The organism is Microbacterium sp. CFSPD4_SD4 (genome assembly GCF_057364585.1).
In genome coordinates this window covers 24,181-50,226 of sequence record NZ_JBNFOC010000001.1, presented here as the reverse complement: position 1 = coordinate 50,226, position 26,046 = coordinate 24,181, and the positions used below count along the sequence as shown (strand labels likewise).

Genomic DNA, 26,046 nt, shown 5'->3' with positions numbered 1-26,046 from the left:
ATGCGTGAGCTCTCTTTATCCGCGGCCGATCGAACGGCAACCTGACGAGTCTACCAGCCCGAACGACCACGGCGGGACACGGGGTCCGGAGCGAAGCGCACCGGTCAACTAGGCTCGGGATGTGCAGAAGAAGATCGCCCTGTGAGCTCCCGACGCGGCCATCTGATCGACCTCACCCCGCTGAAGGCGAGCCCGGCCTTCGCCCGGATGTGGATCGGCTCGACGCTCGCCGGCATCGGCGGTCAGCTCACCATCGTGACCGTGATGCTGCACGTGTTCGAACTGACCGAGAGCACGTTCGCCGTCTCGATGATCGCCGTCGCCGGTCTCCTCCCGATGATCCTCGCCGGTCTGTACGGCGGCATGCTCGCCGACGCGTTCGACCGCCGGCGGGTCGCGCTGATCGCGGCCACCGTGACGTTCGCCTCCACCGCGCTCCTCGCCGCGCTCACGTGGACGGGGACGGAGACGATCTGGTGGCTGTACGCGCTGAGCATCGTGAACTCGGCGGCGAACTCGGTCGGCATGGCCACCCGGACGGCGATCGTCCCCCGACTCATCCCCCGCCGCATGCTCGCCGCCGCGTCCGCGCTCAACGGCGTCGCCTTCGGGCTCACGGTCATGGCCGGCCCCGCGCTGGCCGGACTCCTCGTGGCCCTCACCGGGTACGGCTGGACGTACACGATCGACGTCGTGCTCATGCTGTCGATGTTCCTCGGACTGTGGACCCTCCCCGCCCTGCGCCCCGAAGGCGACACCGTGCGCCCCGGTCTCGCCTCACTCGTCGAGGGCTGGCGCTTCCTCCGCCGGGCGGGCAACATCCGGATGCAGTACGTCATGGACATCATCGCGATGACCTTCGGGCAGCCGCTCGTGCTCTTCCCGGCGCTGGGCACCGTGATCCTCGGCGGCGGGGCGTTCACGACCGGCATCCTCACGGCGGCGGTCGCCGTCGGCACCTTCTCCTCGAGCCTGTTCTCCGGCCGCGTGGTGCAGTACCGGTGGCACGGTCGTGGGATCGCCCGTGCCATCGAGGCCTACGGTGCCGCGATCGCTCTTTTCGGCGTCGTCCTCCTGATCGGCGCCTTCTCCGCGACGCCCGCCGGTGAGGGCCGGCCGCACGTCCTGCTCATCGTCGCCGCCTGCGTGGCGCTCGCGCTCTCCGGCGCCTCGGACAACATCAGCTCGATCTATCGGAACACCATGATGCAGGCCGCGGTACCCGACGCCATGCGCGGACGCCTGCAGGGGCTCTTCGTCGTCGTGGTGACCGGCGGCCCCCGCGTCGGCGCCCTCTACGCCGGGACCCTCGCGACGCTGACGTCGCTGTGGTTCCCCCCGCTGCTCGGCGGCATCCTCGTGATCGTGCTCGTCGCCCTCCTCGCCCGTCGGCACCCGCGGTTCCGCGCCTACGATGCAGAGAACCCCGAGCCCTGACGGGCCCGGGGTTCTCAGCGGTCTGCGCGCGTCAGTCCTGCTGCAGCGCACCCTGGAGGTCGAGCGTGATCGTGACGTCCTTGCCGACGAGCACGCCGCCGGTCTCCAGCGCGGCGTTCCAGGTGAGGCCGAAGTCCTCGCGGTTGATGACCGTCTTGGCCGAGGCGCCGGCCTTGTAGTTGCCCCACGGGTCGCTGCCGAAGCCGCCGAAGTCGAGCTCGAACGTGACGGGCTTGGTGATGCCGCGGATGGTGAGGTCGCCGTCCACGAGGAAGTCGCCGCCCTCGACGCGCGCGCCGGTCGAGACGAAGTCCATGGTCGGGAATTTCTCGGTGTCGAAGAAGTCGGCGGAGCGGAGGTGCTGGTCGCGACCCTCGTCCTTCGTGTCGACGGAGGTCACGTCGACCGATGCCTCGACCTTGGCGTCGAGCGGGTTCTCCGGAGCCACGAGCGTCGCGCTCTTCACACCGAAGGTGCCGCGCACCTTCGAGATCATCATGTGGCGGACGCTGAAGGTCACCTCGCTGTGGGACGGGTCCAGGACCCAGGTGCCGGGGCGGTAACCGGGGATGTCGATGCTGCTCATGATTGCTCCTCAGGAGACGTCGGCCGCGGCGGCGGCGAAGGGATGGCACCGCGATCGTCCGCGGCACCCTTCCGACAACATACATTCACTCGCATGTATTCCCGTGTCGAGCAGAAAGTCCGGAGACATCGAAAGCGCCCCGCACCACAGGGTGCGGGGCGCTTCCGGACGAGGATGTCAGCCGACGGCGACGAGATCGATGATGAAGATCAGCGTCTTGCCGGAGAGGAAGTGCCCTCCCCCGGCCGGGCCATAGGCGAGGTGCGGCGGGATGATCAGCTCGCGGCGGCCGCCGACCTTCATGCCGGGGATGCCGTCCTGCCACCCCTGGATCAGGCCACGGAGCGGGAACTGGATGGTCTCCCCGCGGCCCCACGACGAGTCGAACTCCTCGCCGGACTCGAACTCCACGCCGGCGTAGTGGACGGTCACGGTGTCGCCGGGCTTGGCCTCGGCACCGTCACCCTCGATGATGTCGCGGATGACCAGTTCTGCGGGGGCAGGGCCGGTCGGGGCGTCGAACTCGGGCTTTGTGCGATCAGTCATGGCTCCATCCAACCCGACCGTCGCGCGCGCGGTCAACGCGACCGCACCTGCTCACAGCGAACACCTCGTCGAGCCGCCGTTGCCGCCCTTCGCGGAGACCCTTGACACATCCCCGGGGCCGGGTGCACCCTGGTGGCAGATCAACTCAGCGCCCGGGAGACATGCAGGCATCGCCGCAGCACCGGGCGCTGAGTCTGTCCGGAGCGGTCCCTCAGTAGGCCAGCAGCGCGGCGCGTGCCGCCCTCGTGCGGATCAGCAGGGCACGCTCGTCCTCGACCGCGAGCGGGTCGCGACCGGTGATCGCCCGCTGGCGGACCGCCGCCAGAGCCGTCGCGTCCTTGATGAACTCACGCATCAGCGGCCGGCGGTCGCCGCGCAGCTGCGCCGCCCACGCCAGCCCGACCTTGCGCCCGGCGGGCGTGGCGAGCATCGTGACCTCCTCCGGCGTGAACCAGCCGGCGGCCGCGTACTCGGCCAGGCGCGCCCGCGTGAGCCGCGCCTCCTCTCGCCGCAGCGCGACGATCCCGAGGATGAAGCCGATGAACAGCGGCACCTGCAGGGTGAAGTAGAGCCCGAAGAAGTCGGCGAAGGTGGCCGAGCCGTTCCACAGGCCGTGCAGGAGGATCGCCCCGACCATGCCGAGCAGGCCCGCGCCGGCGGCCGCTCCCGCGGAGGCGTGCCGTCGAGCCACGAGGCCGATCGCGAACCCCGTCAGCGAGGTGAACATCGCGTGAGCGAACGGCGAGAGCACCGCCCGCACGATGAAGGTGACGCCGAGCTGCTCGCCGCCGCCTTCGATCAGGCTGATCGCGAAGTACTGGATGTTCTCGGTGAACGCGAAGCCCGCGCCGACGAGCGCCCCGTAGACGACGCCGTCCACCGGACCGTCGAAGGAGCGCCGCGCGAGCAGGAAGATGAGGAAGACCCCGAGGCCCTTCCAGAACTCCTCGACGATGGGCGCCTGGACCACCGCGGAGAACTCCTCGGAGCGGATGTCGAACAGCATCGTGAGGCCGATGTCGACGAGGAGCGTGAGGCCGACCGCGGCCACGGCACCCCAGGCGATGGCGAACGCCACGAGACGCTTGGGCTCCGGCTCCCACCGGTCGATCATGCGCACCCCGAGGAAGACGATCGTGAGCGGGATCAACGCCAGGACGAGCCCGATCACCGAGGCGGTCGGTCCGAGCGCCCAGCCGAAGTAGCCGATGAGCGCCAGGAGGAGGAACCCGAGGAAGCCGAACAGCCACAGCGAGATCGTCCGGCCCTTCTCGTTCGGCACCGGGAGAGCCGGCAGCGACTCGGCGGGCGACGGCGCGACGGGAGCCGGTGGCGTGTAGGGCGTCGGCTGCGCGAGGGCCGACGCATAGCCCGGCTGCTGTCCGAACGACGGCGGCAGATGCGGCGACTGTGCGTACTGCGCGGCGGAGTACGCACTCGGCTGCGCGGGCGGCGCGGACGGCGGCGTGTACCGGGCGGGCTGCTGGGGGTCGGACGGTCCTCCGAAGGTCATGCTCAAAGCTTATGGGGCACAAGCATCCGCGCCGGGCTCTGGGGGCTTCCTCCACCCGACCGGCCGCACGCACCCGGTAGCGTAGAACCATGCGGTTCGCTCACCTGCGCCGTCCAGACTCCTCCCAGGCGGTTCTCGCCGTGGTGGAGGGCTCGGACGCCATCCTCGTCTCCGATCTCCTGTCCGACGCGCCTGCCACCCTGCAGCAGCTGATCGAGCGAGGAGACGCCGGACTCGACGAGCTCCGCGCCGCCCTGCGCGACAGCACGGCCCCGCGCCACCCGCTGACCGGCTGGGGGTTCGCCTCCGCCGTGATCGCGCCGCCGGCCGTGCTCGCCGTCGGTCTCAACTACGCCGCGCACTCCAGCGAGCTCGGACTCAAGACCGACGCCGCGCCGACCGTGTTCACGCTGTGGCCGAACTCGCTGACCGGTCACGACCAGACCACGTCCTGGCCCCGGAGCCTCAGCGAGGCCGTCGACTACGAGGCCGAGCTGGGCGTGCTCATCGGCACCCCCGCGAAGGACGTGCCGGAGGCGGACGCCCTGACGCACGTGTGGGGCTACACGGTGGTCAACGACATCACCGCACGGAACATCCAGTTCTCCGAGGCGCAGTGGTCCCGCTGCAAGTCGTTCGACGGCTTCACCCCGACCGGCCCGTTCGCGGTGACCGCCGACGAGATCGCCGACCCGCAGGACCTCCACATCTGGACCGTGGTGGACGGACACACCGTGCAGGACGCCAGCACCGATCAGATGGTGCGCTCGGTGGCGAAGCTCATCGCCCACCTCTCCCAGTCGCTCACCCTGCTCCCCGGCACCCTGATCTCCACGGGCAGCCCCGGCGGCGCCGGCTACTCGCGCGACCCGCAGATCTTCCTCCGCGACCGCTCGACCGTCACGGTCGGCATCGACGGGATCGGCGAGCTCACGACGCACTGCCGCATCCTCGACTGACCCGGACGCGACGAAGGGGACGGGAGCTGCGAGCTCCCGTCCCCTTCGCGTATCCGGTCGACGCTCAGATCTGGATGAGGTCGTCGGGGGTGACGATCGGGATGGCCGCCGTGACCGCCTCCAGGCCCGACAGACGGGCGGGAGACAGCTGCTTGGTGACCTCGTCGCGGGACATGAGTCCGGCCTCGACCACCAGGTCGGCGACGTTGCGGTTGGTCAGCAGGGCCGTCTTGGCCAGGGCGGCGGCCGCCGCGTAGCCGATGAAGGGCGTGAGCGCCGTGATGACGCCGACCGACGCGCCGACCATCGCGCCCAGACGGTCGCGGTTGGCGGTGATGCCCTCGACGCAGTTCACGCGCAGCGTCCACATGGCCTGACGCATCCAGGTGATCGACTGGAAGATCGAGTGCGCGATGACGGGCTCGAAGGCGTTGAGCTGGAGCTGACCGCCCTCGACGGCCATGGTCACGGTCATGTCGGCGCCGACGACCGCGAACGCCACCTGGTTCACGACCTCCGGGATCACCGGGTTGACCTTGCCCGGCATGATGCTGGAGCCGGCCTGCCGTGCGGGCAGGTTGATCTCGCCGAGGCCCGCCTGCGGACCCGACGACAGCAGGCGCAGGTCGTTGCAGATCTTCGAGAGCTTGATGGCGTTCCGCTTGAGCGATGAGGAGAACGACATGAAGGCGCCCGTGTCGCTCGTGGACTCGACGAGGTCGGTGGCCGTCTCCAGGTCGAGTCCGGTGATCTCGCGCAGGTGCTTCAGCACGGCGGGCGCGTAGTCGGGGTGGGTCGTGATGCCGGTGCCGATCGCGGTCGCGCCCATGTTGATCTCGAACATGAGGGAGGCGTTCTCGGTGAGGCGGCTGTGGTCCTCGCCCAGGGTCGTGGCGAAGCCGTGGAACTCCTGGCCGAGCGTCATGGGCACGGCGTCCTGGAGCTGGGTGCGGCCGACCTTGAGGATGTCGTGGAACTCCCCCGCCTTGCCGAGGAAGGCCACGCGCAGGGCGTCCAGCTCGTCGAGCAGCGAGCGCAGCGTCAGCGAGAGGCCGATCTTGACCGCGGTCGGGTACACGTCGTTGGTGGACTGGCTGCGGTTCGTGTGGTCGATCGGAGAGAGGAAGGCGTAGTCGCCCTTCTCGCGTCCGGCCATCTCCAGCGCGATGTTGGTGATGACCTCGTTCGCGTTCATGTTCGTCGACGTGCCGGCGCCGCCCTGGATGACGCCGACCGTGAACTGGTCGTGGAACTCGCCGTCGATGACGCGCTGTGCCGCGCGGTCGATGAGGTCGGCCCGCTCGGCGTCGAGGACGCCGATCTCCTTGTTGGCCCTGGCGCTGGCCTGCTTCACCATCGCGAGGGCGATCACCAGTTCGGGATAGACCGAGATGGGGCGCTTCGTGATCGGGAAGTTCGCATCGGCGCGGGCGGTGTGGATCCCCCAGTACGCGTCGGCGGGAATCTCCATGCTCCCCAGCGAATCGGTCTCGGTGCGGGTATGGGCGGGCGCGGCAGAAGCCATGTCACATCCTCGTGGGTCGTGGCGAACGGAAAAGTGGGGGATGCGACCAGTCTACGCCGGTCCCTGCGCGGTTTTCCGGGAGAACGCCTCCAGGCGCTCCTCCGGGGTCAGCGCCGCCATCCGCGCGATCCACTCCTCCGAGAAGTAGTCGTCGGTCGGCGCGTCGACCACGGGGACGACCGTGTGCGTGAGGGTCTCCGGCCGCACGTGCACGAGCTGGAACGCCTGGGCGGCGTCCATGCCGTTCACCTCCGCCGCCGGACGGGCGACGTTCATGGTGTAGCAGGTCGCGGACGCGACGCTCACCGGGACGCCGGCGAACAGACCGTGTGAGGAGTAGTGCAGGTGGCCGGCGAGGATGCCGCGGACGTCGGTGCCGCGGATGACGGCGGCGAGCTCGTCCTGATGACGGAGCTCGAGGATGTCGAACAGCGGCAGGTGGCTGGGCAGCGGCGGATGGTGCATCGCCAGGATCGTCCCGTGCGGCGCGGGCTCCGCGAGGACGTCGGCCAACCACGCGAGCTGCGCCGGGTCGAGGTCGCCGTGGTGCCATCCCGGGACGCTCGTGTCGAGGGCCACGAGCCGCAGCCCGTCGAGATCCCACACCCCGGTGACCGGCTCTTCGGTGGGCTCGCCGTCCAGGAGCGCCTCGCGGAGCGCCGGGCGCTCGTCATGGTTGCCCGCGACCCAGACCACGGGAGCGCCCAGTTCGACGGCGACCGGCTCGATCGCCGCACGCAGCCGGCGGTACGCATCCGGCTCGCCGAGGTCGGCGAGGTCCCCGGTGATCACGATGGCGGCGGGAGCGGGATGCACGGCGCGGATCGCCTCGAGCGTCCGCGCGAACGTGTGCTCGACGTCGTACCGTCCCCCCAGCGCGGCGCCTCCGGCCAGGAAGTGCGGGTCGCTGACATGGATCAGGACATGGGACGCGGGGGCGTATCGGCCGAAGACCGGGGGCGTTCCGTTGGTTGCGGACATGCCCTCAGCCTAGGGGCGGGTGCCGACGCCCGTCCCTGGCGCGCCGGAGGCTCAGTGGCCGACGACGATGAGCAGGATGCCGGCGATGACCGCGGCCCCGCAGAGCACGAAGCAGCCGTAGGCTCCCACGAGGGCGAGGGTCTTCTGCCCCTCGGTGAGCGGGCTCTTCCTCGCCGCCTTCGCCGCCTGCTTGGCGGCCCGCTTGAGCTCCTTCTCGGAGATCACCGTGATGGCGTCGGTGAACTCCGCCGGGCTCACCACGGGCGCCCGGCCGCTGCGTACGAGCAGACGCAGGCCCAGGGCGTAGAAGGTGACGATGGCGGCGGCGCCGATGAGCGCGGCGGCGAACACCTGCAGGAAGGCGATCCAGTCGATCGTGACGTTCATGCCGAGTCCCCGTTCTGCGAGGCGTCGGACGAGGAGACGCTGCCGGTCTTCGCGGCCTTCGCGTCGGCCTTGGCCTTGGCCTTCTTCTTCGCCTTGTCCTTGGCCTCGGCCTTCGCCTTCTCCTTGGCCTCGGCGCGGGCCTTCGCCTCCGCCTTGGCCTGAGCGATGCGCTGCTGGCGACGCGTGGGCGGCGGTGTCTCGGGGACCTCGACCGCGAGGTGGGACTCGGCGACGTCGCTCATGGCGTTGGCGGGCGTGACGGCGTTGCGCCGGGAACGCATGTACAGCCCGAGGATGATCACCACGGCGAGCACGGCATCGATGGCCACACCCCAGGGACCGAGCCAGACGACGAGCAGCGCCGCCAGGGCGCCGACCCCACCGGCCGCGGGCAGGGTCAGCAGCCAGCCGACGCCGATGCGACCGGCCGTCCGCCAGCGGACCGTCGAGCCGCGGCGACCGAGACCCGATCCGATGACCGATCCCGAGGCCACCTGCGTGGTGGAGAGGGCGAAGCCGAGGGCGCTGGAGGCGAGGATCGTCGCCGCCGTCGAGCTCTCGGCCGCGAAGCCCTGAGCCGGCTTGACGTCGGTCAGGCCCTTGCCCAGCGTGCGGATGATGCGCCAGCCGCCGAGATACGTGCCGAGGGCGATCGTGAACGCACAGGCGACGATGACCCAGAGCTCGGGCTCGTGGTGCGCACCGGACTGCCAGCCGATCGTGATCATCGCGAGGGTGATGACGCCCATCGTCTTCTGTGCGTCGTTGGTGCCGTGGGCGAGCGCGACCAGGGACGACGTGAAGATCTGACCCCAGCGGAAGCCGTCGCGCCCGTCGGGCTTGCCGTCATAGCGCCGGGTGATCGAGTAGGCGATCTTCGTCGCCACGAAGGCGATGATGCCGGCGGTGATCGGGGCGATGAGAGCGGGGAGGACGATCTTCGACAGCACGGCGCCGAAGTCGATGCCGCCGAGGCCGGCTCCCACGAGCGTCGCGCCGATCAGACCGCCGAAGAGGGCGTGGGACGAGCTGGACGGCAGGCCGAGCAGCCAGGTCAGCATGTTCCAGGTGATCGCGCCGATGAGTCCGGCGAAGATCAGCGAGAGGAACAGCTCCGCCCCCGCGGCGAGGATCGCATCCTCCTGGATGATGCCGCCGGAGATGGTCTTGGACACCTCGGTCGACAGGAAGGCGCCGACGAGGTTGAGGAGAGCGGCCAGGAGCACCGCGGTCTTGGGCTTGAGCGCCCCGGTCGCGATGGGCGTGGCCATCGCGTTCGCGGTGTCGTGAAACCCGTTCGTGAAATCGAAGAAGAGTGCCAGCGCGATGACGAGCACGACGATGAGGGCTGCGGTTTCCACCGTTCGCTTTCGGTCTTGAGGAAGAGGGAGATGTCGACGGGATCGACGTGACGAACGAAGAGTTCACCGTGGGTTTGACTTCCGTTTACCGGCCCCGGTAAATCCTGCCACCGTCCCCCGCGCCGGTCAACTCGACCTGGGATAGCGTGGGACGGTGACTGACGCCCCGATCGCCGCCCGCCGTTCCACCCTCCGCACGCACCACGGCGACACGGTCGACGACCCGTACGAGTGGCTGCGTGCCAAGGACTCCCCCGAGGTCATCGCGCACCTGGAGGCCGAGAACGCGCACACCGAGGCGGAGACGGCGCATCTGGCGGCGCTCCGCGAGACGCTGTTCCAGGAGATCAAGGGCCGCGTGCAGGAGACGGATCTCTCCGTGCCGACGCGACGCGGAGACTGGTGGTACTACAGCCGCACCGAGGAAGGCGCGCAGTACGGCATCCACTGCCGGGCCGCCGCCGTCGAGGGCGACTGGACGCCGCCGCGTCTCGAGCCGGGGGTGCCCGTCCCCGGAGAGGTGGTGCTGCTGGACGGCAACGCCGAGGCGGAGGGGCACGAGTTCTTCTCCCTCGGCGCGTTCGACACCTCCGACGACGCGACGAAGCTGCTGTGGTCGACGGACTTCGAGGGCGACGAGCTCTACACCGTGCGCGTCCGCGACCTGGAGACGGGCGTCACGCTCGCCGACGAGATCCCGGACACCGGCAGCGCGTTCTTCACCCCCGACGGCACCGGCATCCTCTACACGACGCGCGACGACGCCTGGCGCCCCGACACCCTGTGGCTGCACCGGCTCGGGACCCCGGTGTCGGACGACATCCAGCTCTTCCACGAGCCCGACGAGAAGTTCTGGCTCGGCGCCGGGATCACGCGCAGCCGTCGCTACCTCGTGATCGGCGTGGGCTCCAGCATCACGAGCGAGGAGTACCTCGTCGACCTGACCGGTGACATCACCGCGGAGCCACGTCCGGTATGGCCGCGGCGGGAGGGCGTGGAGTACTCGCTCGAGCACGCGGTCGTGGACGGCGAGGACCGCCTGCTCATCCTGCACAACGACGACGCCCTGGACTTCGAGCTCGTCTCCGTGGCGGCGGACGACCCGCAGGGCGAGCGCCGCGTCGTCGTCGCGCATCAGCCGGGACGACGGCTGCTCGGAGTGGATGCGTTCCGCGACTTCGCCACGGTGGAGTACCGCAGCGAGGGCCTCGAGCGCGTCGGGCTCCTGGACTACTCGACGGACGCCGTGGAGGAGCTGCAGTTCGACGAGCCCCTCTACTCGGCGGGCGTCAGCGGCAACCCGGAGTGGCACTCCCCCTTCCTGCGCCTCGGCTACACGTCGTTCGTCACCCCAGGCACGGTCTACGAACTCGACCTCGCGACGCGCGAACTCGTCCTCCGCAAGCAGGTGACGGTGCTCGGCGACTACGACCCCGCCGACTATGGACAGCGGCGGGAATGGGCCACCGCGGAGGACGGCACGCGCGTGCCGATCTCCCTCGTCTGGAAGCGCTCCTTCGGAGAGCCCGGCGCGACGCCCCGGCCCGTCCACCTCTACGGCTACGGCTCGTACGAGCACTCCATCGACCCGGGCTTCTCCGTCGCCCGACTCTCGGAGCTGGACCGCGGAGTCGTCTTCGCCGTGGCGCATGTGCGTGGCGGCGGCGAGATGGGCCGGCAGTGGTACGAAGAGGGCAAGCTCCTGCACAAGCGGAACACCTTCACGGACTTCGTCGCCTGCGCCCGGCACCTCGTCGACGAGGGCACCACGACCCCGGCCCAGCTCGTCGCGGAGGGCGGCAGCGCGGGCGGTCTGCTGATGGGCGCGGTCGCCAACCTCGCCCCGGAGCTGTTCGCCGGGATCCTCGCGGGGGTGCCGTTCGTCGACGCGTTGACCACGATCCTCGACCCCTCGCTCCCCCTCACGGTGATCGAGTGGGACGAGTGGGGCGACCCGCTGCACGACCCGGAGGTGTACGCGTACATGAAGTCGTACACGCCGTACGAGAACGTGCGCGACGGCGTGGAGTACCCGCGGATCCTCGCGGTGACCTCGCTGAACGACACCCGCGTGCTCTACGTGGAGCCCGCCAAGTGGGTCGCCCGGCTGCGGGAGGCCGGCGCGAAGGACGTGCTGCTCAAGTGCGAGATGGTCGCGGGGCACGGGGGCGTGAGCGGGCGGTACAACTCCTGGCGCGAGCGGGCGTTCGAGCTCGCCTGGCTCCTGGACACCCTCCACCTCGCCTGACGGCAACGGTCACGCCCGGCATCAGGCGCGCGCGGCATCAGGCATTCGCGCGGCATCAGGCGCGAGTGGCTCTCCAGGCCTGATCTCGCGCGGAAGCCTGCACTCCCGTGTCCGACGCGGGCTCAGGCTACCGCGCGGCATCAGCGCTCGCGCGGCATCAGGCGCAAGAGGCTCTTGCTGCCTGATCTCGCGCGGACGCCTGTGGTGACCACACGCGACGACTGATCCTGCACAGGGCCAGGATTTCGCGAACGATCTCCCCATCCCGAGTGCTGCGATGGAGAGTGCTGCGCGAGCGCTCAGGGTGGAGAGGTGAGACGCACGAGGGTCGAGAGCTGGGTTCGAGAGCAGGGAGGCTCCGCGCATTCGTCGCGCGCACGTGAGGCGGGTTTCACCGAGTACCAGATGCGTCGTGCGGTGCAGGAAGGCACGCTCGAGCGTGTGCGCCGGTCGTGGCTCCTCCTCCCCGATGTCGATCCACGGCGCCGGGCGGCTGCTTCGGTCGGCGGGAGAGTCACCTGTGTGAGCGCTGCGGCTCTCGCCGGATGGTGGGACATCGGGGCCACGGACGTGCACGTCGCCCTCCCCCGGACCGCTTCTCGGTTCGACCGCGGCGGCGTCCAGGTGCATTGCGCCCAGGGGCCTGTGCCGGCGCATCCGCGCGCGGCGGTCGATCCCGTCCTGAATGTCCTCTTCCAGGTCGCGCGATGCCGGCCGCCCGTCGAGGCCCGTGCGATCTGGGAGTCCGCCATCCGCCACGGGGCGGTGGAGCTGGATACGCTCCCGCGGGTGCGGTGGCGGTGCCACGCCGCTGACCGCCTCGCTCGAATCGTCCGCGGCCGGTCGGACTCCGGCCCCGAGACGGTCTTCGTCGAACGGATGCGCGCGATCGGCATCGACGTGCGACAGCAGGTGTGGGTGGACGGCCATCCGCTCGACGGTGTCATAGGCGAACGGCTCGCCATTCAGATCGACGGCTTCCGCCACCACAGCGCCGCCGGCGACCGGCGGCGAGACCTCGCGGCGGACGCGAGGCTCGCGCTCCGCGGGTATACCGTCCTGCGCTTCGATTACCACCAGGTCATGGTCGATGACACTCACGTGGAGGACACCGTCCTGTCCGCGCTCGCGCAGGGGCTGCATCGCGCACGCCGTCGCGCGACGGCCCGCGCGGAGCAGACCGACCACAAGCTCAGGCACTCGCGCGAGAACAGGCACGAAAGACAGCAGGACGCCTGAAGCCGCGCGAGAGCCTGACAGGGCGCGAGGCCGAAAGAACAGGCGGCCACGCGGACACAGGAACTCGCGGGAGAACAGGCAAGAAGACAGCAGGACGCCTGAAGCCGCGCGAGAGCCTGACAGGGCGCGAGGCCGAAAGAACAGGCGGCCACGCGGACACAGGCACTCGCGGGAGAACAGGCAGGGAAGACAGCAGGACGCCTGAAGCCGCGCGAGAGCCTGAAGCCGGCGGTCAGCCGAAGAGGGCGGCGGCCTCGTCGTAGCGGTAGCGGGGCACGGTGTTGAGCTCGCCCAGAGCGTCGGCGAACGGGACGCGGACGATGTCCGTCCCCTGCATCGCGACCATCTGCCCCCAGGCGCCGTCCACGATGGCATCCGCGGCGTGCAGGCCGAGCCGGGTCGCGAGGACGCGGTCGAAGGCCGACGGCGAGCCGCCACGCTGGATGTGGCCGAGGATCGTGGCCCGCGTCTCGATGCCCGTGATCCGCTCGATCTCGGGGGCGAGCAGATCGCCGATGCCACCGAGCCGCGGACGGTTGAACGCGTCCAGGCCCTTGTCGCTGTAGGCCTCGTCCATGCCGGCGAGCTTGAAGCCCTCGGAGACGACGACGAGCGGCGCGCGACCGCGATCGTGGGCGCTCGTGACGAGCGCGGTGATCTCGTCCAGCGACATCGGCACCTCGGGGATGCAGATGACGTGCGCACCCGCGGCCATTCCGGCGTGCAGGGCGATCCAGCCGACGTGACGACCCATGACCTCGGCGACCATGCAACGCTGGTGGGAGTCGCCCGTGGTCCGGAGCCGGTCCATGGCGTCCGTGGCGATGTTCACGGCGGTGTCGAAGCCGAACGAGTAGTCCGTGGCCCGGAGGTCGTTGTCGATCGTCTTCGGAACGCCGAGCACCTTGATGCCGTCCTTGGCGAGACGGTCCGCCGCCGCGAGGGTGCCTTCGCCGCCGATCGCGACGATGCCGTCGATCTTGTGCCCGTAGAGGGTCTTCGCGATGTTGTCGGCACCTCCGCGCTCCCCCTCGTAGGGGTTGGTGCGGCTGGTGCCGAGGATCGTGCCGCCCACCTTGGACAGACCCTTCACCTCATGCCGCGTCAGGGGCATGAAGTCGCCCTCGACGACGCCGCGCCATCCGTCGCGGATGCCGACGAACTCCAGGTCGTAGGTCGTGGTGCCCTTGAGCACGATGCCGCGGATGACCGCGTTGAGTCCGGGGCAGTCGCCGCCGCTCGTCAGGATGCCGATCTTCATGCTGCTGCCTTCGGAGGTCGAGGGATGGGGGTGCGGCGACAGTGCCTGCGATCGACACTAGCGCGCCGCCCCCTCGCGTGCCATTCGAGCGCGTCGAAAACCGGGGATCTTGACGGCCGCGAGGAGCGATCACGCCGAACTTCGCGTCCCGGCAGGATGAGGCCCTGGAATCGCCGTTAAGAACCTGTGTTCTTGACGACGTCTCAGCGCCCGCCCAGGGCCTCGCGCAGAAGGTGCGTGAGCGCCGCCAGCTGCACCGACTCGCTCGCCGTCTCCTCCGTCGCCTCGCCGTCCAGAGCGCGGGCCGCGAGGCCCTGCTTCTGGTCGATGAGCTCGGCGATCTTCGTGTCGATCGTGTGCGCGGCGATGATCCGCCAGGCGGTGACCGGCTCGTCCTGGCCGATGCGGTGCACGCGGTCGATGGCCTGCGTCTGCTCGGCAGCGGTCCACGACAGCTCCGCGAGGACGACGTTCGAGGCCGCCTGCAGGTTGAGTCCGACGCCGGCCGCCGTGAGCGAGCACACCGCGATGCCGACCTCGGGGTCGCCGTTGAAATCGTCGATGGCCTGCTGCCGCGCCGTGTTCGTCTGGTCGCCGCGGATGGACACCGCGCGGATGCCCGCGGAGGCGAAGTGCGCCTCCGCCTGATCCATGACGTCGATGTGCTTCGCGAAGAACACGACCTTGCCGACCGACCGCTGCAGCTGTGCGGCGTAGTCGGCCGCGAGGAGGGCCTTCGCCTGACCGATGCGGCGCACCATGGTGAAGACGTTGTCTCCCCCGGTGCCGGCGGCCTTCGACTCCTCGAGCTCGTTCTGCGCCACGAGCCGGACGATGTCGTCGTCGATCTCTCCGGGCGCGAGACCGCGGTCGCCGCGTGCCTCGATGATGCGGCGGTAGCGGGCGGCCAGGCGCTCCCCCAGCTCGCGCTCGGCCTGGCGGATGCTGCGACCGAACTCGTCGTCGAGCTGCACCGGCAGATCGGCGACCAGCTTGTCGGGGAGGTCGGCGGCGACGTCCTTCTTCTTCCGTCGCACGATCCCCATCGAGATCACCGCGTCGCGGGCCTCCGGGTAGAAGGCCTTGTCCGCGGGCGTGAGCCCCGTCGCGTCGAGCTTCTCCATGAGCTCCGGTCCGGGCTTCTCGCCGTTCGTCCAGCCGAGGAAACGCCAGATGGCGTCGAAGTCCTCGACGTCGTTGATGAGCGGAGTGCCGGTGAGGGCGAGCATGAGCGGATCGTGCCCCGGCGTGCGCTCGCGCACCTGCGCCGCGAGCGAGAGCACGTTCTGCGAACGCTGCGACGAGAGGTTCTTGATGAAGTGCGCCTCGTCGACGACCATGCCGCGCAGGCCGATCGACGCGAGCCAGGACATGTGACGGTCGAGGATCTCGTAGTTGACGATGAACACGTCGGCGAAGGCGTCGATGTCGTCGCCGTCGCCCTGGATGACCGTGGCACGACGCTGCGGCGTCCACCGCTCGACCTCGCGCGCCCAGTTCATCTTCACGACGTTGGGCACCACGACGAGCAGCGGATAGGCGCCGGCGACGGAGGCCGCGAGCACCGACTGCGCCGTCTTGCCGAGGCCCGGCTCGTCGGCGAGCAGGAAGCTGCGGTGTCCGGCGCGCACAGCCTCGAGGAAACGGGACTGGTGCACCATGATCTCGCGGCCCTTGGGCGAGATGTGATCGAACTCCGGGGCCGGCGGAAGCTCCATCGACGCCGCCGCACCGCCCGCGCCGGTCTCGAAGGCCTTGTACAGCGGCCCCATGAGCTCCCAGCCGTCGAGGCGGCGGCGGGGCGTGCTGGCCGGACGCGGGGTCAGGTCGGGCGCGAGGAACGGGTTGGCCAGCTGACGGGCCTCCACCGAGGGCGGGGTGACCTGACGCTCGGCGATGGCCGCGGGGACCACCGACACCTGCACGGGCGCGGGGTCAGCGATGATGAGCTCCTCCGGCGGGAGCTCGGCCCCCGACTCGAGCAGCCAGTCGCGCCGCATCCGCTTGGCGACCGGCGAGGTGGCCTGGTCGGCCTCGAGCAGCTGGATGAGGGAGGTGTCCCGCGCGGCCGTCTTCGCGAGGATCGTCGCGACACCGTCGAGCCGCTTGAGCAGCTCGGCGCGGGCCGCGTCGGTGATCTCCGTGTCGGCCTTCACCCTGGCGCGCTCCTCGCGCACCAGGAAAGCGATCACCTGGAACTTCGTGCGATTCGTGGGACCCAGCTTCCCCCGCTGGGACTTCGCCTCGATCTCGCGCACCTTGCGCGCGAGGATCGGGATGAGGGGTGCCTCGTCATCGCGACGGGACGTCTTCTTGCGCCGCGGGGCGGCGGTTGCCGTGGTCGGCATGCTCCTCCTGAGCCTGAAGGGCTCCGGCGCCCTCAGGGAGCCGTGAGCCGTTCTCGTCGTCCGCGTGTGGCGTGAGCCAGGACCGTGCGGACTGTGGATCGGTGTTCCCGCCGGAGCACGCGATACGTGCGGGACCGGTGGGAGCCTGACCCTATTCTATGTCATCCCTGGCACTGGCCGCGGGAGCACGGCGCCGTCGTGTTACGCGGACACGTCCAGGATGGCCGCGGCCTGTGCGACGTCGGCGGCCATCTGCGTCATCAGCTTCTCGATGCCCTCGAACGCGACCATGCCGCGCAGCCGCTGCACGAACTCCACCGTCACGTCGTGACCGTAGAGATCGAGCCCGGTCTCCCCCAGCACGTGCGCCTCGACCTGACGGACGAGCACGTCGTCGAAGGTGGGGTTCGTGCCCACCGAGATCGCCGACGGGTGCCGGATGCCGGTGTCGTGGTCGACGAGCCAGCCGGCGTAGACGCCGTCGGCGGGGACGAACGCGTCGATGATCGTGGAGAGGTTGGCGGTCGGGAACCCGAGCTCGCGTCCGCGCTTCAGCCCGTGGACGACGACGCCGCGCACGTCGGGATACCGCCCGAGGGCGCGGGCCGCCTCGGCGACGTCCCCCGCCATCAGCAGCTCGCGGATCCAGCTCGACGAGACCCGGCGGCTCGACCCCGGAAGGTAGACGTCGTCGACGACCTCGACCGTGAACCCGTACCGGGGGCCGAGCTCCCGCAGCAGCTCGGGGGTGCCGGCGCCCCGGTGTCCGAAGCGGAAGTCGGCGCCGACGAGCACCGTGGACACGTGCAGCGCGCCGACGAGGATGTCGACGACGAAGTCCTCCGCGCTCCGGGCGGCGAGCGTCTCGTCGAACGTCAGCACCAGCGTCGCGTCGAGTCCGAGCTCGCCGAGGAGCTCCAGCTTGCGGTCGACGGTCACGACGTTCTCGGGACACCGGTCGGGACGGATCACGGCGAGGGGGTTGCGGTCGAACGTGACCGCGACGGCACGGCTCCCCGAGGCCGCGGCCGCCACCTCCAGGCGGCGGATGACGGCGCGGTGCCCCTCGTGCACGCCGTCGAACTTGCCGATGGCGACGGCGCTGGGCCCGAAGTCCTCCGGCACCTCGTCCGGATTCCGGAACACGATCACGCGGCGACCTCGACCGGACGCGCGGTCTCGACGGGCCGGTGCGTGCGCAGCCACCAGATCCCGAAGATCGGGAGGACGAGGGGGATGAAGAGGTAGCCGCGCCCGAACAGCGACCATACGGTCTCGTGCTGGAAGAGCTCGGGGAGGACGAGGCTGAGCACGCCGACGACCAGGACACCGGTGAGTTCGAAGACGATCGCCACCCACGCGACGGTGTACCAGCCGCGACGACGCGCGAAGACGAGCGCGAGCGTCGCCAGGACGTACACGATCGCGGCCAGCGCCGAGAGGCTGTAGGCCAACGGGGCCTCGTCGAATCGCCGGACGATCTGCACGAAGCTGCGCCCGGTGGCCGCCAGCGCCATCACGGCGTAGACGATCACCAGGACACGACCGATACCGGTCATCCGAGTGGAGGGGGCGGTGGAGCTCATAGCGCATTCCATCCTAGAGCCGGGCGAGCTGCCCGGCGTCCGCTCCGGGTGCTCCTCAGGCGACCTGCACGGTCCAGATGACCTGCATGCGCCAGAGCATGATCGCGATCGCGAGCGCGGCCACGCCGAGCACGACGGTGCTCCACCGGCTGCGTTCCATCAGCGCCCAGAGCACGGCCCCGATCGGAAGCAGGGCCGCCGAGACGAGGTACACCCAGAACTCCAGCAGATCCCCGGTCGGCGGGTTCCCGGCGAGGGGCGCCACGATGGCGACGACGATCTGCGCGACGAGCAGCACCTCGACGAGAGCGAGCGCGCCGACGGAGAAGTCGCTGGGGCGACGGCCGGCGAACCCGGCGCCGAGGCAGAAGAGCCCGGCGGCGACGGCGACGACGATCTGCACGATCGTGAACCACAGGATCATCGGGAGACCTCCGGCATGTTCATGGCGCTCTTCACATCGGCACCGCGCTTCTCGACGATCCCCACGAGCGTGCCGTCGTCTTCGACGGCCGCCGCGAGCGGTCCGTCCAGGCGCACCGCCTGCCCCGCGAGACGTTTGCCGTGTCGCAGGTCCCGCGCCTCCTCCGCTGTGACGGGGAGGGCGGGGAGCACGCGGCCGGCCGCCTGACCGGGGGTGAGCATCGGAGCCCCGTCGAGGGCGTCGATCGCCACGGCGTCGCGCACGTCGAACGGGCCGACGCGGGTGCGGCGGAGGGCGGTCAGGTGGCCGCCGACGCCGAGCGCGGCGCCCAGGTCGCGGGCCAGCGAGCGGATGTAGGTTCCGGACGAGCAGTCCACGACGACATCGAGATCGATCGCGTGGTCGTCGCGGCGACGCGCGACGACGTCGAACCGGGACACGACGACGTCTCGCGCCGGGAGGACCACCTCCTCCCCCGCACGGACGCGGTCGTAGGCGCGGCGGCCGTCGACCTTGATCGCCGACACCGCACTCGGGACCTGGGAGATCGCGCCCGTCAGCGCGGCCACTCCGGCATCGATCGCCGCCTCCTCGATCGCCGCGAGGGCGCTCTCATCCGCGCGGTGGAGGGTCTCGCCCTCCGCGTCATCCGTGGAGGTGACGGATCCGAGCCGGATGGTCGCCTCGTACGTCTTGTCCGCGCCCACGATGTAGGTGAGGAGGCGGGTCGCGCCCTCGATGCCGATGACGAGCAGTCCGGTGGCCATCGGGTCGAGAGTCCCGGCGTGGCCTACCTTGCGGGTCCCGAAGGCCCGTCTGGTGCGGGCGACCACGTCGTGACTGGTCAGCCCGCCGGGCTTGTCGACGAGGAGGATGCCGGGGGTCGCCATCCCTCCAGCCTACCGAGGCCGGGAGCGGCGACCGCTCGCCTAGGCTGGAGGGATGGCCGCGCCCGCACCGTCTCCTGCGACGATGACGCCCCTGCACGGCTGGTACGCCGAGGAGGCGCGCGATCTGCCGTGGCGCCGGCCGGAGTTCCACGCCGCCTTCGGCGCCTGGGGCGTGCTGGTGAGCGAGTTCATGCTGCAGCAGACGCCCGTGACCCGCGTGATCCCGCACCTCGACGCGTGGCTGACGCGGTGGCCCACACCCCGCGCGATGGCGGCCGCGTCTCCGGCGGACGTCGTGCAGCAATGGGCGAACCTCGGCTATCCGCGGCGCGCCCTGTGGCTGCACCGTGCGGCCGTCGAGGTGGTCGAACGCCACGGCGGCGTCGTGCCGCGTGACGTCGACGCCCTCCTCGCCCTCTCCGGGATCGGCGACTACACCGCCCGTGCCGTGGCCGTGTTCGCGTACGGCGACCGTCATCCCGTCGTCGACACCAACACCCGGCGCGTGCTCGCCAGGGCGGTCGAGGGACGAGCGCAACCGGGGTCCCCGTCCCGCCGCGACCTCGCGCTCATGGCGGCGCTGCTACCCGCGGACCCTGCAGAGGCCGCCGTGCTCAACGCCGCGGCGATGGAGCTCGGCGCGACGATCTGCACGTCCCGTGCGCCCCGATGCGACCGCTGCCCGCTGGCTGACGGGTGTGCGTGGCTCGCGGCCGGCCGACCCGACACCGGGGATGAGCGACGACGACAGGCTGCGTACGAGGGTTCGGACCGCCAGGCCCGCGGCGCCGTGCTCCGGCTCCTGCGCGCCGCCGCCCCCGCCGCGGTCCCGCTCACCGCCGTCCTCCCGGACTGGCCCGACGTGCGTCAGCGGGACCGTGCGATCGACTCCCTCATCGCCGACGGGCTCGCGGAAGCCGACGGGGAGGGCCTCTCCCTGCCACGGTGAGCGCTCAGAGGAGCTGTTCGGTGCGGTGGGCCAGCACGGTCAGTTCGACGCGGCTGCGGACATGCAGCTTCGCGAACGCGCGTCCGAGGTGCACCTCGACCGTGCGGACCGAGACCGACAGCCGCTCCGCGATCGCGCGGTTCGCCGTCCCGCCGACCGCGAGCATCGCCACCTCGAGTTCCCGGGGCGTCAGTCGCTGAGCCCAGGCGCTCCGGCAGGCGGGCAGGGCCGCCGTCCCGTCCGCCGTGGTCCCGGACGCCTCGAGCCGTTCCCGCCGTCGTCGCACCGCGCGCTCCCAGGCCCGCGCTCCGGCGACCTCGAACAGCCGCTCGGCCCGCGCGAGGTGCCCGCGTGCCGAGACCACGTCTCCGTGCAGACCGGATCGGACCCCGAGGAGGGCCTCGACCCGCCCGCGGGCGAACGGAGACCGAAGCCGGCTCGCCGCCACCCGCAGCTCCTCCTGGTCCGAGCGCCATGTGGGGCCGGCGGAACCGACGACCGCCCGCCGCAGCGCCGCGGCGATCTCGCTCTCCAGCGGGCGCACGGTCCCCGGCCGGTATCCCCCCGGCGACCAGAGTACGACCTCGTCGACGCCCGGCACCGCGAACAGCGGCTGCGGGGCTCCGCGGTCCCGCCACAGCCCCATGGCGCCGACGGCCACCTCGAAAGAACCGTCCAGAAAGGCCTCGACGGCGCGATCGACCAGCACGTCCGTCTCGGCGGCGGGAGGGAGGACGTCGGTGAGCGCACGCGCGATCGGGCCCAGGGCGCCGAGCACCGCCAGGTCGAGCCGCCGCGCCAGGACGACACCGAGACCGGCGAACGGGATCGCGACGGGGAGTTCGACCGCCGCGTGCCGGAGCAGTTCCCTGGCCGGACCGATGTCTCCCCGCCAGACGAGGAGCAGCACCTCGGTGACGGCGCGGTAGGCCCGCACCACCGGGCTGCTCTCGAAGCCGGGGAACACCGGATCGCGCTCCGCTCCGGGAAGTCCTCCCGTGCGCAGCATCCGCAGGCCCTCGTCGATGTCGCCCGCGCATGCCGTCTGCAGCGCCGCCGCTACGCCGCCGAGCCCACCGAGCCCCGCGGTCCCGCTCGCCGGCATGACGTCGCCGGCGAGGAGAGCGCACACCCCCACCACGGCATCGCGCAGCGCACGGTCCGTCCCCGCGTGGGAGGCTCCGCGGACCTGGGCGAGCCAGCGCCACTCGGCCCCGCGGTCGCGACGTTCCGCGCACAGGATCGCGACGAGCGCCGCGGATCGCGCCCATGCCGTGGCGTCGGCCGCGGAGCCGGAGGCGAGCCGCCGCGGATCGACGGCGGGAACGAGGCCGCGCCGAAGGGTGCGGGCGGCGAGGTAGGGGCCGAGCGCCCGTGCCCGTCGATGCTCCGCGGCGCCCGGGAAGAGACCGCTCAGCCAGGCCTCGGCATCCGCGGCGTAGCCGCAGGCGAGCGCCGCGCAGCCGGCGAGCACCCTGGCCTCCTCGCCGACGACGCCGGTCGCGTGCGCGGCGGCCTCACCGGCCAGGAGCAGCACGCGCTCGGTGAGCCCCGCGTCGGCCGCGACGCGGGCCCGCGCTGTCAGGACCGCTGCGGCCCGACGATCCCGCGCGGCGCACGATCGCGCGCGATGCCACGCCTCGCCACTCCGGTCGCCGCGTGCGACCGCGGCGTCAGCCAGCCGGGTGTGCACGCGCGCGACCTCCGCCGCCGACGCAGCCGCGTACACCTCCGCGGCCACGCGCGGGTCGGTGAGCCGGATCGAGCCCGCGTGGATCGTCAGATGCGGCGCAGCGGCGCTGGCCCGTATCTCCTCCACGCGGCGTCCGTCGGCCGCGAGGATCGGATCCAGCTCCTCCTCGAGTGCCAGCACCACCGTGAGCAGGAGCAGTCGGTCGGCGCTCGCCAGCCCGCGGATGCCGGCATGGACCGCCGCGGACGGCAGCGGCCACGGCATCCGACTCGATCCGCGGCGCTGCTCCGGTGTGAGGCGGGCCGCGACGGCGAGCACGGCCTCGGCATCGTCAGGCAGCGCGGCGGCCAGCTGCGCCGCCACGTGCGGCGCGCAGCACAGATCCCGCCGTCGAAGCTCATCCAGCAGCGGCTCCACGACGACAGGCGCGACGAAGGGGCCCGCGGGCGTGCTCGTCGCCTGAATGTCGATCCCCCCAGATCCACCGGTTGTCCCGCCGCGGACCTGAGGGTATCAGACGGGATCAGTCCTCGTCGTCGTCGTCCGACCGGTAGGGGTCGGCCTCGCCGGCGTGGGTCGCGGACGAGGCCAGCTTGGCCACCTCCGCGTCGCGCTCCTGCGCCTCGCGCAGCAGAGCGGTGATGTGGTCGGCGTTCTCCGGGAGCGCGTCCGGGATGAACTCGAGCGTGGGGACGAGTCGAGTGCTGAGCTGTCGACCGACCTCGCTGCGCAGCATGCCGGTCGCGGACGTGAGCGCGGCACCGCTGGCGAGGCGCTCCTCTTCCGTGCCGAGCACCGTGTAGAACACGGACGCGTGCTGCAGATCGCCGCTCACGCGGACGTCGGTGATGGTCACGAAGCCGAGACGCGGGTCGCGCAGCCCCTTCTCCAAGCGCTCGGCGAGGATCACGCGGATGCGATCCGCGAGTCGGGCCTGTCGTTCACCAGCCATTGTTCCTTCTCCCACCTCTGTGCATCGCGGTTCCCAGCGAATCGCGGAGGCGGCTGCCTCCTCCCCCGTCACGGGAGGAGGAGGCAGCCGCCGCAGTCGTGCGGATCAGCCGCGCGGCTTCTCCACCATCTCGGTCGTCTCGATCTCGTCGCCGACCTGGATGTCGTTGTACTTGCCGAGGCCGATACCGGCCTCGTAGTCCGTCCGCACCTCGGTGACGTCGTCCTTGAACCGGCGCAGCGACTCGATGGCGAGGCCATCGGCGATGACGACGCCATCGCGGATGACGCGGGCCTTCGCGTTGCGCGTGATCGTCCCGGACCGCACGATGACACCGGCGATGTTGCCGAACTTCGAGGAGCGGAACACCTCGCGGATCTCGGCGACACCCGACTGGACCTCTTCGTACTCCGGCTTGAGCATGCCCTTGAGCGAGCTCTCGATCTCGTCGATCGCGTTGTAGATGACGGAGTAGAAACGGATGTCCACGCCCTCACGCTGAGCACGCTCGCGCGCCTTCGTGTCGGGGCGGACGTTGAAGCCCACGATGATCGCGTTGTCGATCGTCGCCAGGTTCACGTCGGACTCGGTGATCGCACCGACACCGCGGTGGATGATGCGCAGCTGCACCGAGTCGTCCACCTCGATCTTGAGGAGCGACTCCTCCAGAGCCTCGACGGCACCGGAGACGTCACCCTTGATGATGAGGTTGAGCGACTCGACCTTGCCCTCTTCGAGAGCACGGGTGAAGTCCTCGAGCGAGATGCGCTTGCGGGCCTTGGCCAGCTGGGCGTTGCGCTCGACGGCTTCGCGCTTCTCCGCGATCTGACGCGCCATGCGGTCTTCCTCGGTGACGATGAAGACGTCGCCGGCGCGGGGCACGGAGTTCAGACCCTGCACCTGGACCGGACGGGACGGCGCGGCCGCCTCGACGATCTCGCCGTTCTCGTCGATCATCGCGCGGACACGGCCGTAGGCGGTGCCCGCCACGATCGCGTCGCCGACCCGGAGGGTTCCGGACTGAATCAGCACCGTCGCGACCGAACCGCGGCCCTTGTCGAGCTTCGCCTCGATGGCGACACCGCGAGCGGCCTTGTTCGGGTTGGCGGTCAGGTCGAGACCGGCGTCCGCCGTGAGCAGCACCGCGTCCAGGAGCTCCTGGATGCCGGTGTTGGCACGGGCCGAGACGTCGACGAACATGACGTCGCCGCCGTACTCCTCAGCCACCAGACCGTACTCGGTGAGCTGCTGACGCACCTTGGCCGGATTGGCCTCGGGCTTGTCGACCTTGTTCACCGCGACCACGATCGGCACGTTGGCCGCCTGAGCGTGGTTCAGCGCCTCGACCGTCTGCGGCATGATGCCGTCGTCGGCCGCGACCACGAGGATCGCGAGGTCGGTGACCTGCGCACCACGGGCACGCATGGCGGTGAACGCCTCGTGACCGGGGGTGTCGATGAACGTGATCGCCCGCTCGATGCCCTCGTGCTCGGTCCAGACCTGGTAGGCACCGATGTGCTGGGTGATGCCGCCGGCCTCACCCTCGATGACGTTGGTCTGGCGGATCGCGTCGAGGAGGCGCGTCTTACCGTGGTCGACGTGACCCATGACGGTGACGACCGGGGGACGGATCTCGAGGTCGTCCTCGCTCTCCTCCTCCAGCTCCTTCTCGAGGTCGAGACCGAAGCCCTCGAGGAGCTCCTTGTCCTCGTCCTCGGGCGAGACCATCTGGACCTTGTAGCCCAGCTCCTCACCGAGGACCTCGAACGTGGCCTCATCCAGCGACTCGGTGGCCGTGGCCATCTCGCCGAGGTTGAAGAGGATCGTGACGAGGGTGCCCGGCTGCACGGTGTAGCCGGTCAGGGCCTCGATCTTGTCGGCGAAGTCCGCGATGGAGGCACCGCGACGCATGCGGATCGTCTCGCCGTTGCCACGGGTGACGTTGACGCCACCGACGACCGGGGCGCTCCGCATCTCGAACTCTTGCCGCTTCGCCCGCCGCGACTTGCGCTGCTTGCTCTTGCCGCCGCCCTTGCCGAAGGCACCGGCCGTACCGCCGCCGGGACCACGGCCACGACCGCCACCACCGGGACGACCGGCGAAGCCGCCGCCGGGACGGGGACCCGCACCGGGACCGCCACCGCCGCCGGGACGACCGGGGCCGCCCGTACGCTGCTGGAACGGAGCACCGGGACGACCGCCCTGGCCACCACGAGGTGCGCCGGGTCGCGGCGAGCCGGGACGCGGGGCACCCGGGCGCGGAGCACCGGGACGGGGCGCCTGCGGACGCGGGATGTTGCCGGGGGTCGGGCGCTGGCCCATCCCCTGCGCCGAGGCGAAGGGGTTGTTGCCGGGACGGGGACCCGCGGGACGCTGGCCCATGCCCTGTGCGGACGAGAACGGGTTGTTGCCGGGGCGGGGCGCGCCGGGCTTCGGGGCGTTGCGTCACCGGAGGACGGTGCGGCCGGGGCCGGAGCCGACGGCTTCGCGGGCGCCGACGGCGCCGGAGCCTTCTCCGCCGCGGGGGCGGGCGCCGGGCTCGGGGCGGGTGCGGCCGGAGCTGCAGGACCCGGCTTGGGGCCGGGCTTCGGACCGGGGGTGGGCGCCGAGGACTTCGGTGCCGGCTTCGCGGCGGGCTTCGCCGCAGCGGGCTCGGAGGCCGCCTTCAGGGACGGGTCGGCCTCGATCGCGGCGCGCAGCTTGCGCGCCACCGGGGGCTCGACCGTCGAGGACGGGCTCTTCACGAACTCGCCGAGTTCCTTGAGCTTCGCAAGTGCGACCTTGCTGTCGACGCCGAGTTCGGCGGCGATCTCATGTACGCGTGGTTTACCAGCCACAATTCTCCTGTCTGGGTCGGTCTGCCCAGACAGGGCAGACCACTAGTCGCGGACGGGTCTCATTTCGAGCCGTTCACTTTGTTTCCATAGCTGTTCAGCCTTTGTTTCTTGGTGGGTGCTGTTCGAAGATCCGTGTGTCCAGCTGAGTGGTCACACGCAGTGCTCTTCCGAAAGCTCGACGCCGCAGAGCGGCTTCCATGCACTCGGGTGTCGGATGCACCCACGCGCCACGCCCCGGCAGGACAGCACGCTCATCGGGGATGAGGGTGTCGTTCTGGGCAACCACCCTGAGCAGAGTGGAGCGGGGAGCACGCATGCGGCAAC

General features: G+C 70.8%; 21 protein-coding genes and 1 pseudogene. 5 read left to right on the top strand and 17 right to left on the bottom strand.

What is annotated here, in order from left to right; all coding sequences use genetic code 11:
* Nucleotides 1-141: 141 nt before the first annotated feature.
* On the top strand, nt 142-1,437 hold the full coding sequence (locus tag AC2W7E_RS00215; protein WP_485988323.1) for an MFS transporter: 1,296 nt from the start codon (nt 142-144) through the stop codon (nt 1,435-1,437).
* A gap of 31 nt (nt 1,438-1,468) precedes the next feature.
* Here the strand turns inward: AC2W7E_RS00215 and AC2W7E_RS00210 are convergent, their stop codons facing one another.
* From AC2W7E_RS00210 to AC2W7E_RS00200, 3 genes are all read right to left on the bottom strand, one after another.
* Nucleotides 1,469-2,023: a YceI family protein gene (locus AC2W7E_RS00210; RefSeq protein WP_303709858.1), complete on the bottom strand. Its 555-nt coding sequence runs from the start codon at nt 2,021-2,023 to the stop codon at nt 1,469-1,471.
* 177 nt (nt 2,024-2,200) lie between these two features.
* On the bottom strand, nt 2,201-2,569 hold the full coding sequence (locus AC2W7E_RS00205; protein ID WP_025103196.1) for an FKBP-type peptidyl-prolyl cis-trans isomerase: 369 nt from the start codon (nt 2,567-2,569) through the stop codon (nt 2,201-2,203).
* 211 nt (nt 2,570-2,780) lie between these two features.
* Complete coding sequence (locus AC2W7E_RS00200) at nt 2,781-4,082, bottom strand: PrsW family intramembrane metalloprotease (protein ID WP_315107196.1); 1,302 nt, start codon at nt 4,080-4,082, stop codon at nt 2,781-2,783.
* Between the two features lie 89 nt (nt 4,083-4,171).
* Between AC2W7E_RS00200 and AC2W7E_RS00195 the strand changes: the two genes are divergently transcribed.
* Nucleotides 4,172-5,041, top strand: a complete 870-nt coding sequence (locus tag AC2W7E_RS00195) for a fumarylacetoacetate hydrolase family protein (RefSeq protein WP_025103194.1) — start codon at nt 4,172-4,174, stop codon at nt 5,039-5,041.
* Between the two features lie 64 nt (nt 5,042-5,105).
* On the opposite strand, the gene AC2W7E_RS00190 is transcribed toward AC2W7E_RS00195, so the two are convergent.
* From AC2W7E_RS00190 to AC2W7E_RS00175, 4 genes are read right to left on the bottom strand one after another with little or no spacing between them, the layout of a single operon-like run.
* A complete protein-coding gene (locus tag AC2W7E_RS00190) occupies nt 5,106-6,566 on the bottom strand; it encodes an aspartate ammonia-lyase (protein WP_025103193.1) in 1,461 nt (486 codons plus the stop codon).
* A gap of 51 nt (nt 6,567-6,617) precedes the next feature.
* The gene (locus AC2W7E_RS00185; RefSeq protein WP_315107201.1) at nt 6,618-7,547 is read right to left on the bottom strand and encodes a phosphodiesterase; all 930 of its coding nucleotides are present in this window, start codon (nt 7,545-7,547) and stop codon (nt 6,618-6,620) included.
* A gap of 51 nt (nt 7,548-7,598) precedes the next feature.
* Nucleotides 7,599-7,934, bottom strand: a complete 336-nt coding sequence (locus tag AC2W7E_RS00180) for a hypothetical protein (RefSeq protein WP_025103191.1) — start codon at nt 7,932-7,934, stop codon at nt 7,599-7,601.
* Entirely contained in the window at nt 7,931-9,295 is a 1,365-nt protein-coding gene (locus tag AC2W7E_RS00175) for an inorganic phosphate transporter (RefSeq protein ID WP_315107204.1), read from the bottom strand. Before AC2W7E_RS00175 ends, AC2W7E_RS00180 begins: the two co-directional genes overlap by 4 nt.
* Nucleotides 9,296-9,449: 154 nt before the next feature.
* Between AC2W7E_RS00175 and AC2W7E_RS00170 the strand changes: the two genes are divergently transcribed.
* Together AC2W7E_RS00170 and AC2W7E_RS00165 are read left to right on the top strand one after the other, a co-directional pair.
* Nucleotides 9,450-11,543: a S9 family peptidase gene (locus AC2W7E_RS00170; protein WP_315107206.1), complete on the top strand. Its 2,094-nt coding sequence runs from the start codon at nt 9,450-9,452 to the stop codon at nt 11,541-11,543.
* Between the two features lie 522 nt (nt 11,544-12,065).
* On the top strand, nt 12,066-12,782 hold the full coding sequence (locus AC2W7E_RS00165) for an endonuclease domain-containing protein (protein ID WP_485988322.1): 717 nt from the start codon (nt 12,066-12,068) through the stop codon (nt 12,780-12,782).
* Nucleotides 12,783-13,014: 232 nt separating this feature from the next.
* Here the strand turns inward: AC2W7E_RS00165 and AC2W7E_RS00160 are convergent, their stop codons facing one another.
* From AC2W7E_RS00160 to truB, 6 genes are all read right to left on the bottom strand, one after another.
* Nucleotides 13,015-14,043, bottom strand: coding sequence for a 6-phosphofructokinase (locus tag AC2W7E_RS00160; protein WP_025103187.1), 1,029 nt, complete (start codon nt 14,041-14,043; stop codon nt 13,015-13,017).
* Between the two features lie 203 nt (nt 14,044-14,246).
* Nucleotides 14,247-16,391: a DEAD/DEAH box helicase gene (locus AC2W7E_RS00155; RefSeq protein WP_062766558.1), complete on the bottom strand. Its 2,145-nt coding sequence runs from the start codon at nt 16,389-16,391 to the stop codon at nt 14,247-14,249.
* A gap of 201 nt (nt 16,392-16,592) precedes the next feature.
* A complete protein-coding gene (locus tag AC2W7E_RS00150) occupies nt 16,593-17,543 on the bottom strand; it encodes a bifunctional riboflavin kinase/FAD synthetase (protein WP_485988321.1) in 951 nt (316 codons plus the stop codon).
* A complete protein-coding gene (locus AC2W7E_RS00145) occupies nt 17,540-17,977 on the bottom strand; it encodes a hypothetical protein (RefSeq protein ID WP_485988320.1) in 438 nt (145 codons plus the stop codon). The genes AC2W7E_RS00150 and AC2W7E_RS00145 overlap by 4 nt, the downstream gene beginning before the upstream one ends.
* Before the next feature lie 55 nt (nt 17,978-18,032).
* Nucleotides 18,033-18,401 (bottom strand): hypothetical protein, encoded by a 369-nt coding sequence (locus AC2W7E_RS00140; RefSeq protein WP_126893052.1) that lies wholly within the window; start codon nt 18,399-18,401, stop codon nt 18,033-18,035.
* A complete protein-coding gene (gene truB, locus AC2W7E_RS00135; RefSeq protein ID WP_485988319.1) occupies nt 18,398-19,291 on the bottom strand; it encodes a tRNA pseudouridine(55) synthase TruB in 894 nt (297 codons plus the stop codon). The genes AC2W7E_RS00140 and truB overlap by 4 nt, the downstream gene beginning before the upstream one ends.
* Nucleotides 19,292-19,343: 52 nt before the next feature.
* Here truB and AC2W7E_RS00130 point away from each other — a divergent pair, with 52 nt between their 5' ends.
* Nucleotides 19,344-20,240, top strand: a complete 897-nt coding sequence (locus AC2W7E_RS00130) for an HhH-GPD family protein (RefSeq protein WP_396654568.1) — start codon at nt 19,344-19,346, stop codon at nt 20,238-20,240.
* Between the two features lie 4 nt (nt 20,241-20,244).
* On the opposite strand, the gene AC2W7E_RS00125 is transcribed toward AC2W7E_RS00130, so the two are convergent.
* The 4 genes and pseudogenes from AC2W7E_RS00125 to AC2W7E_RS00110 form a co-directional block, all read right to left on the bottom strand.
* A complete protein-coding gene (locus tag AC2W7E_RS00125; protein ID WP_485988318.1) occupies nt 20,245-22,350 on the bottom strand; it encodes a helix-turn-helix transcriptional regulator in 2,106 nt (701 codons plus the stop codon).
* Between the two features lie 106 nt (nt 22,351-22,456).
* Nucleotides 22,457-22,885 carry a 30S ribosome-binding factor RbfA gene (rbfA, locus tag AC2W7E_RS00120; protein WP_025103179.1) on the bottom strand — a complete coding sequence of 143 codons (429 nt, stop codon included), beginning with the start codon at nt 22,883-22,885 and terminating at the stop codon, nt 22,457-22,459.
* Nucleotides 22,886-22,990: 105 nt separating this feature from the next.
* A pseudogene (infB, locus tag AC2W7E_RS00115) lies at nt 22,991-25,722 on the bottom strand (translation initiation factor IF-2).
* 94 nt (nt 25,723-25,816) lie between these two features.
* The gene (locus tag AC2W7E_RS00110) at nt 25,817-26,038 is read right to left on the bottom strand and encodes a YlxR family protein (protein ID WP_378870568.1); all 222 of its coding nucleotides are present in this window, start codon (nt 26,036-26,038) and stop codon (nt 25,817-25,819) included.
* Nucleotides 26,039-26,046: the final 8 nt, after the last annotated feature.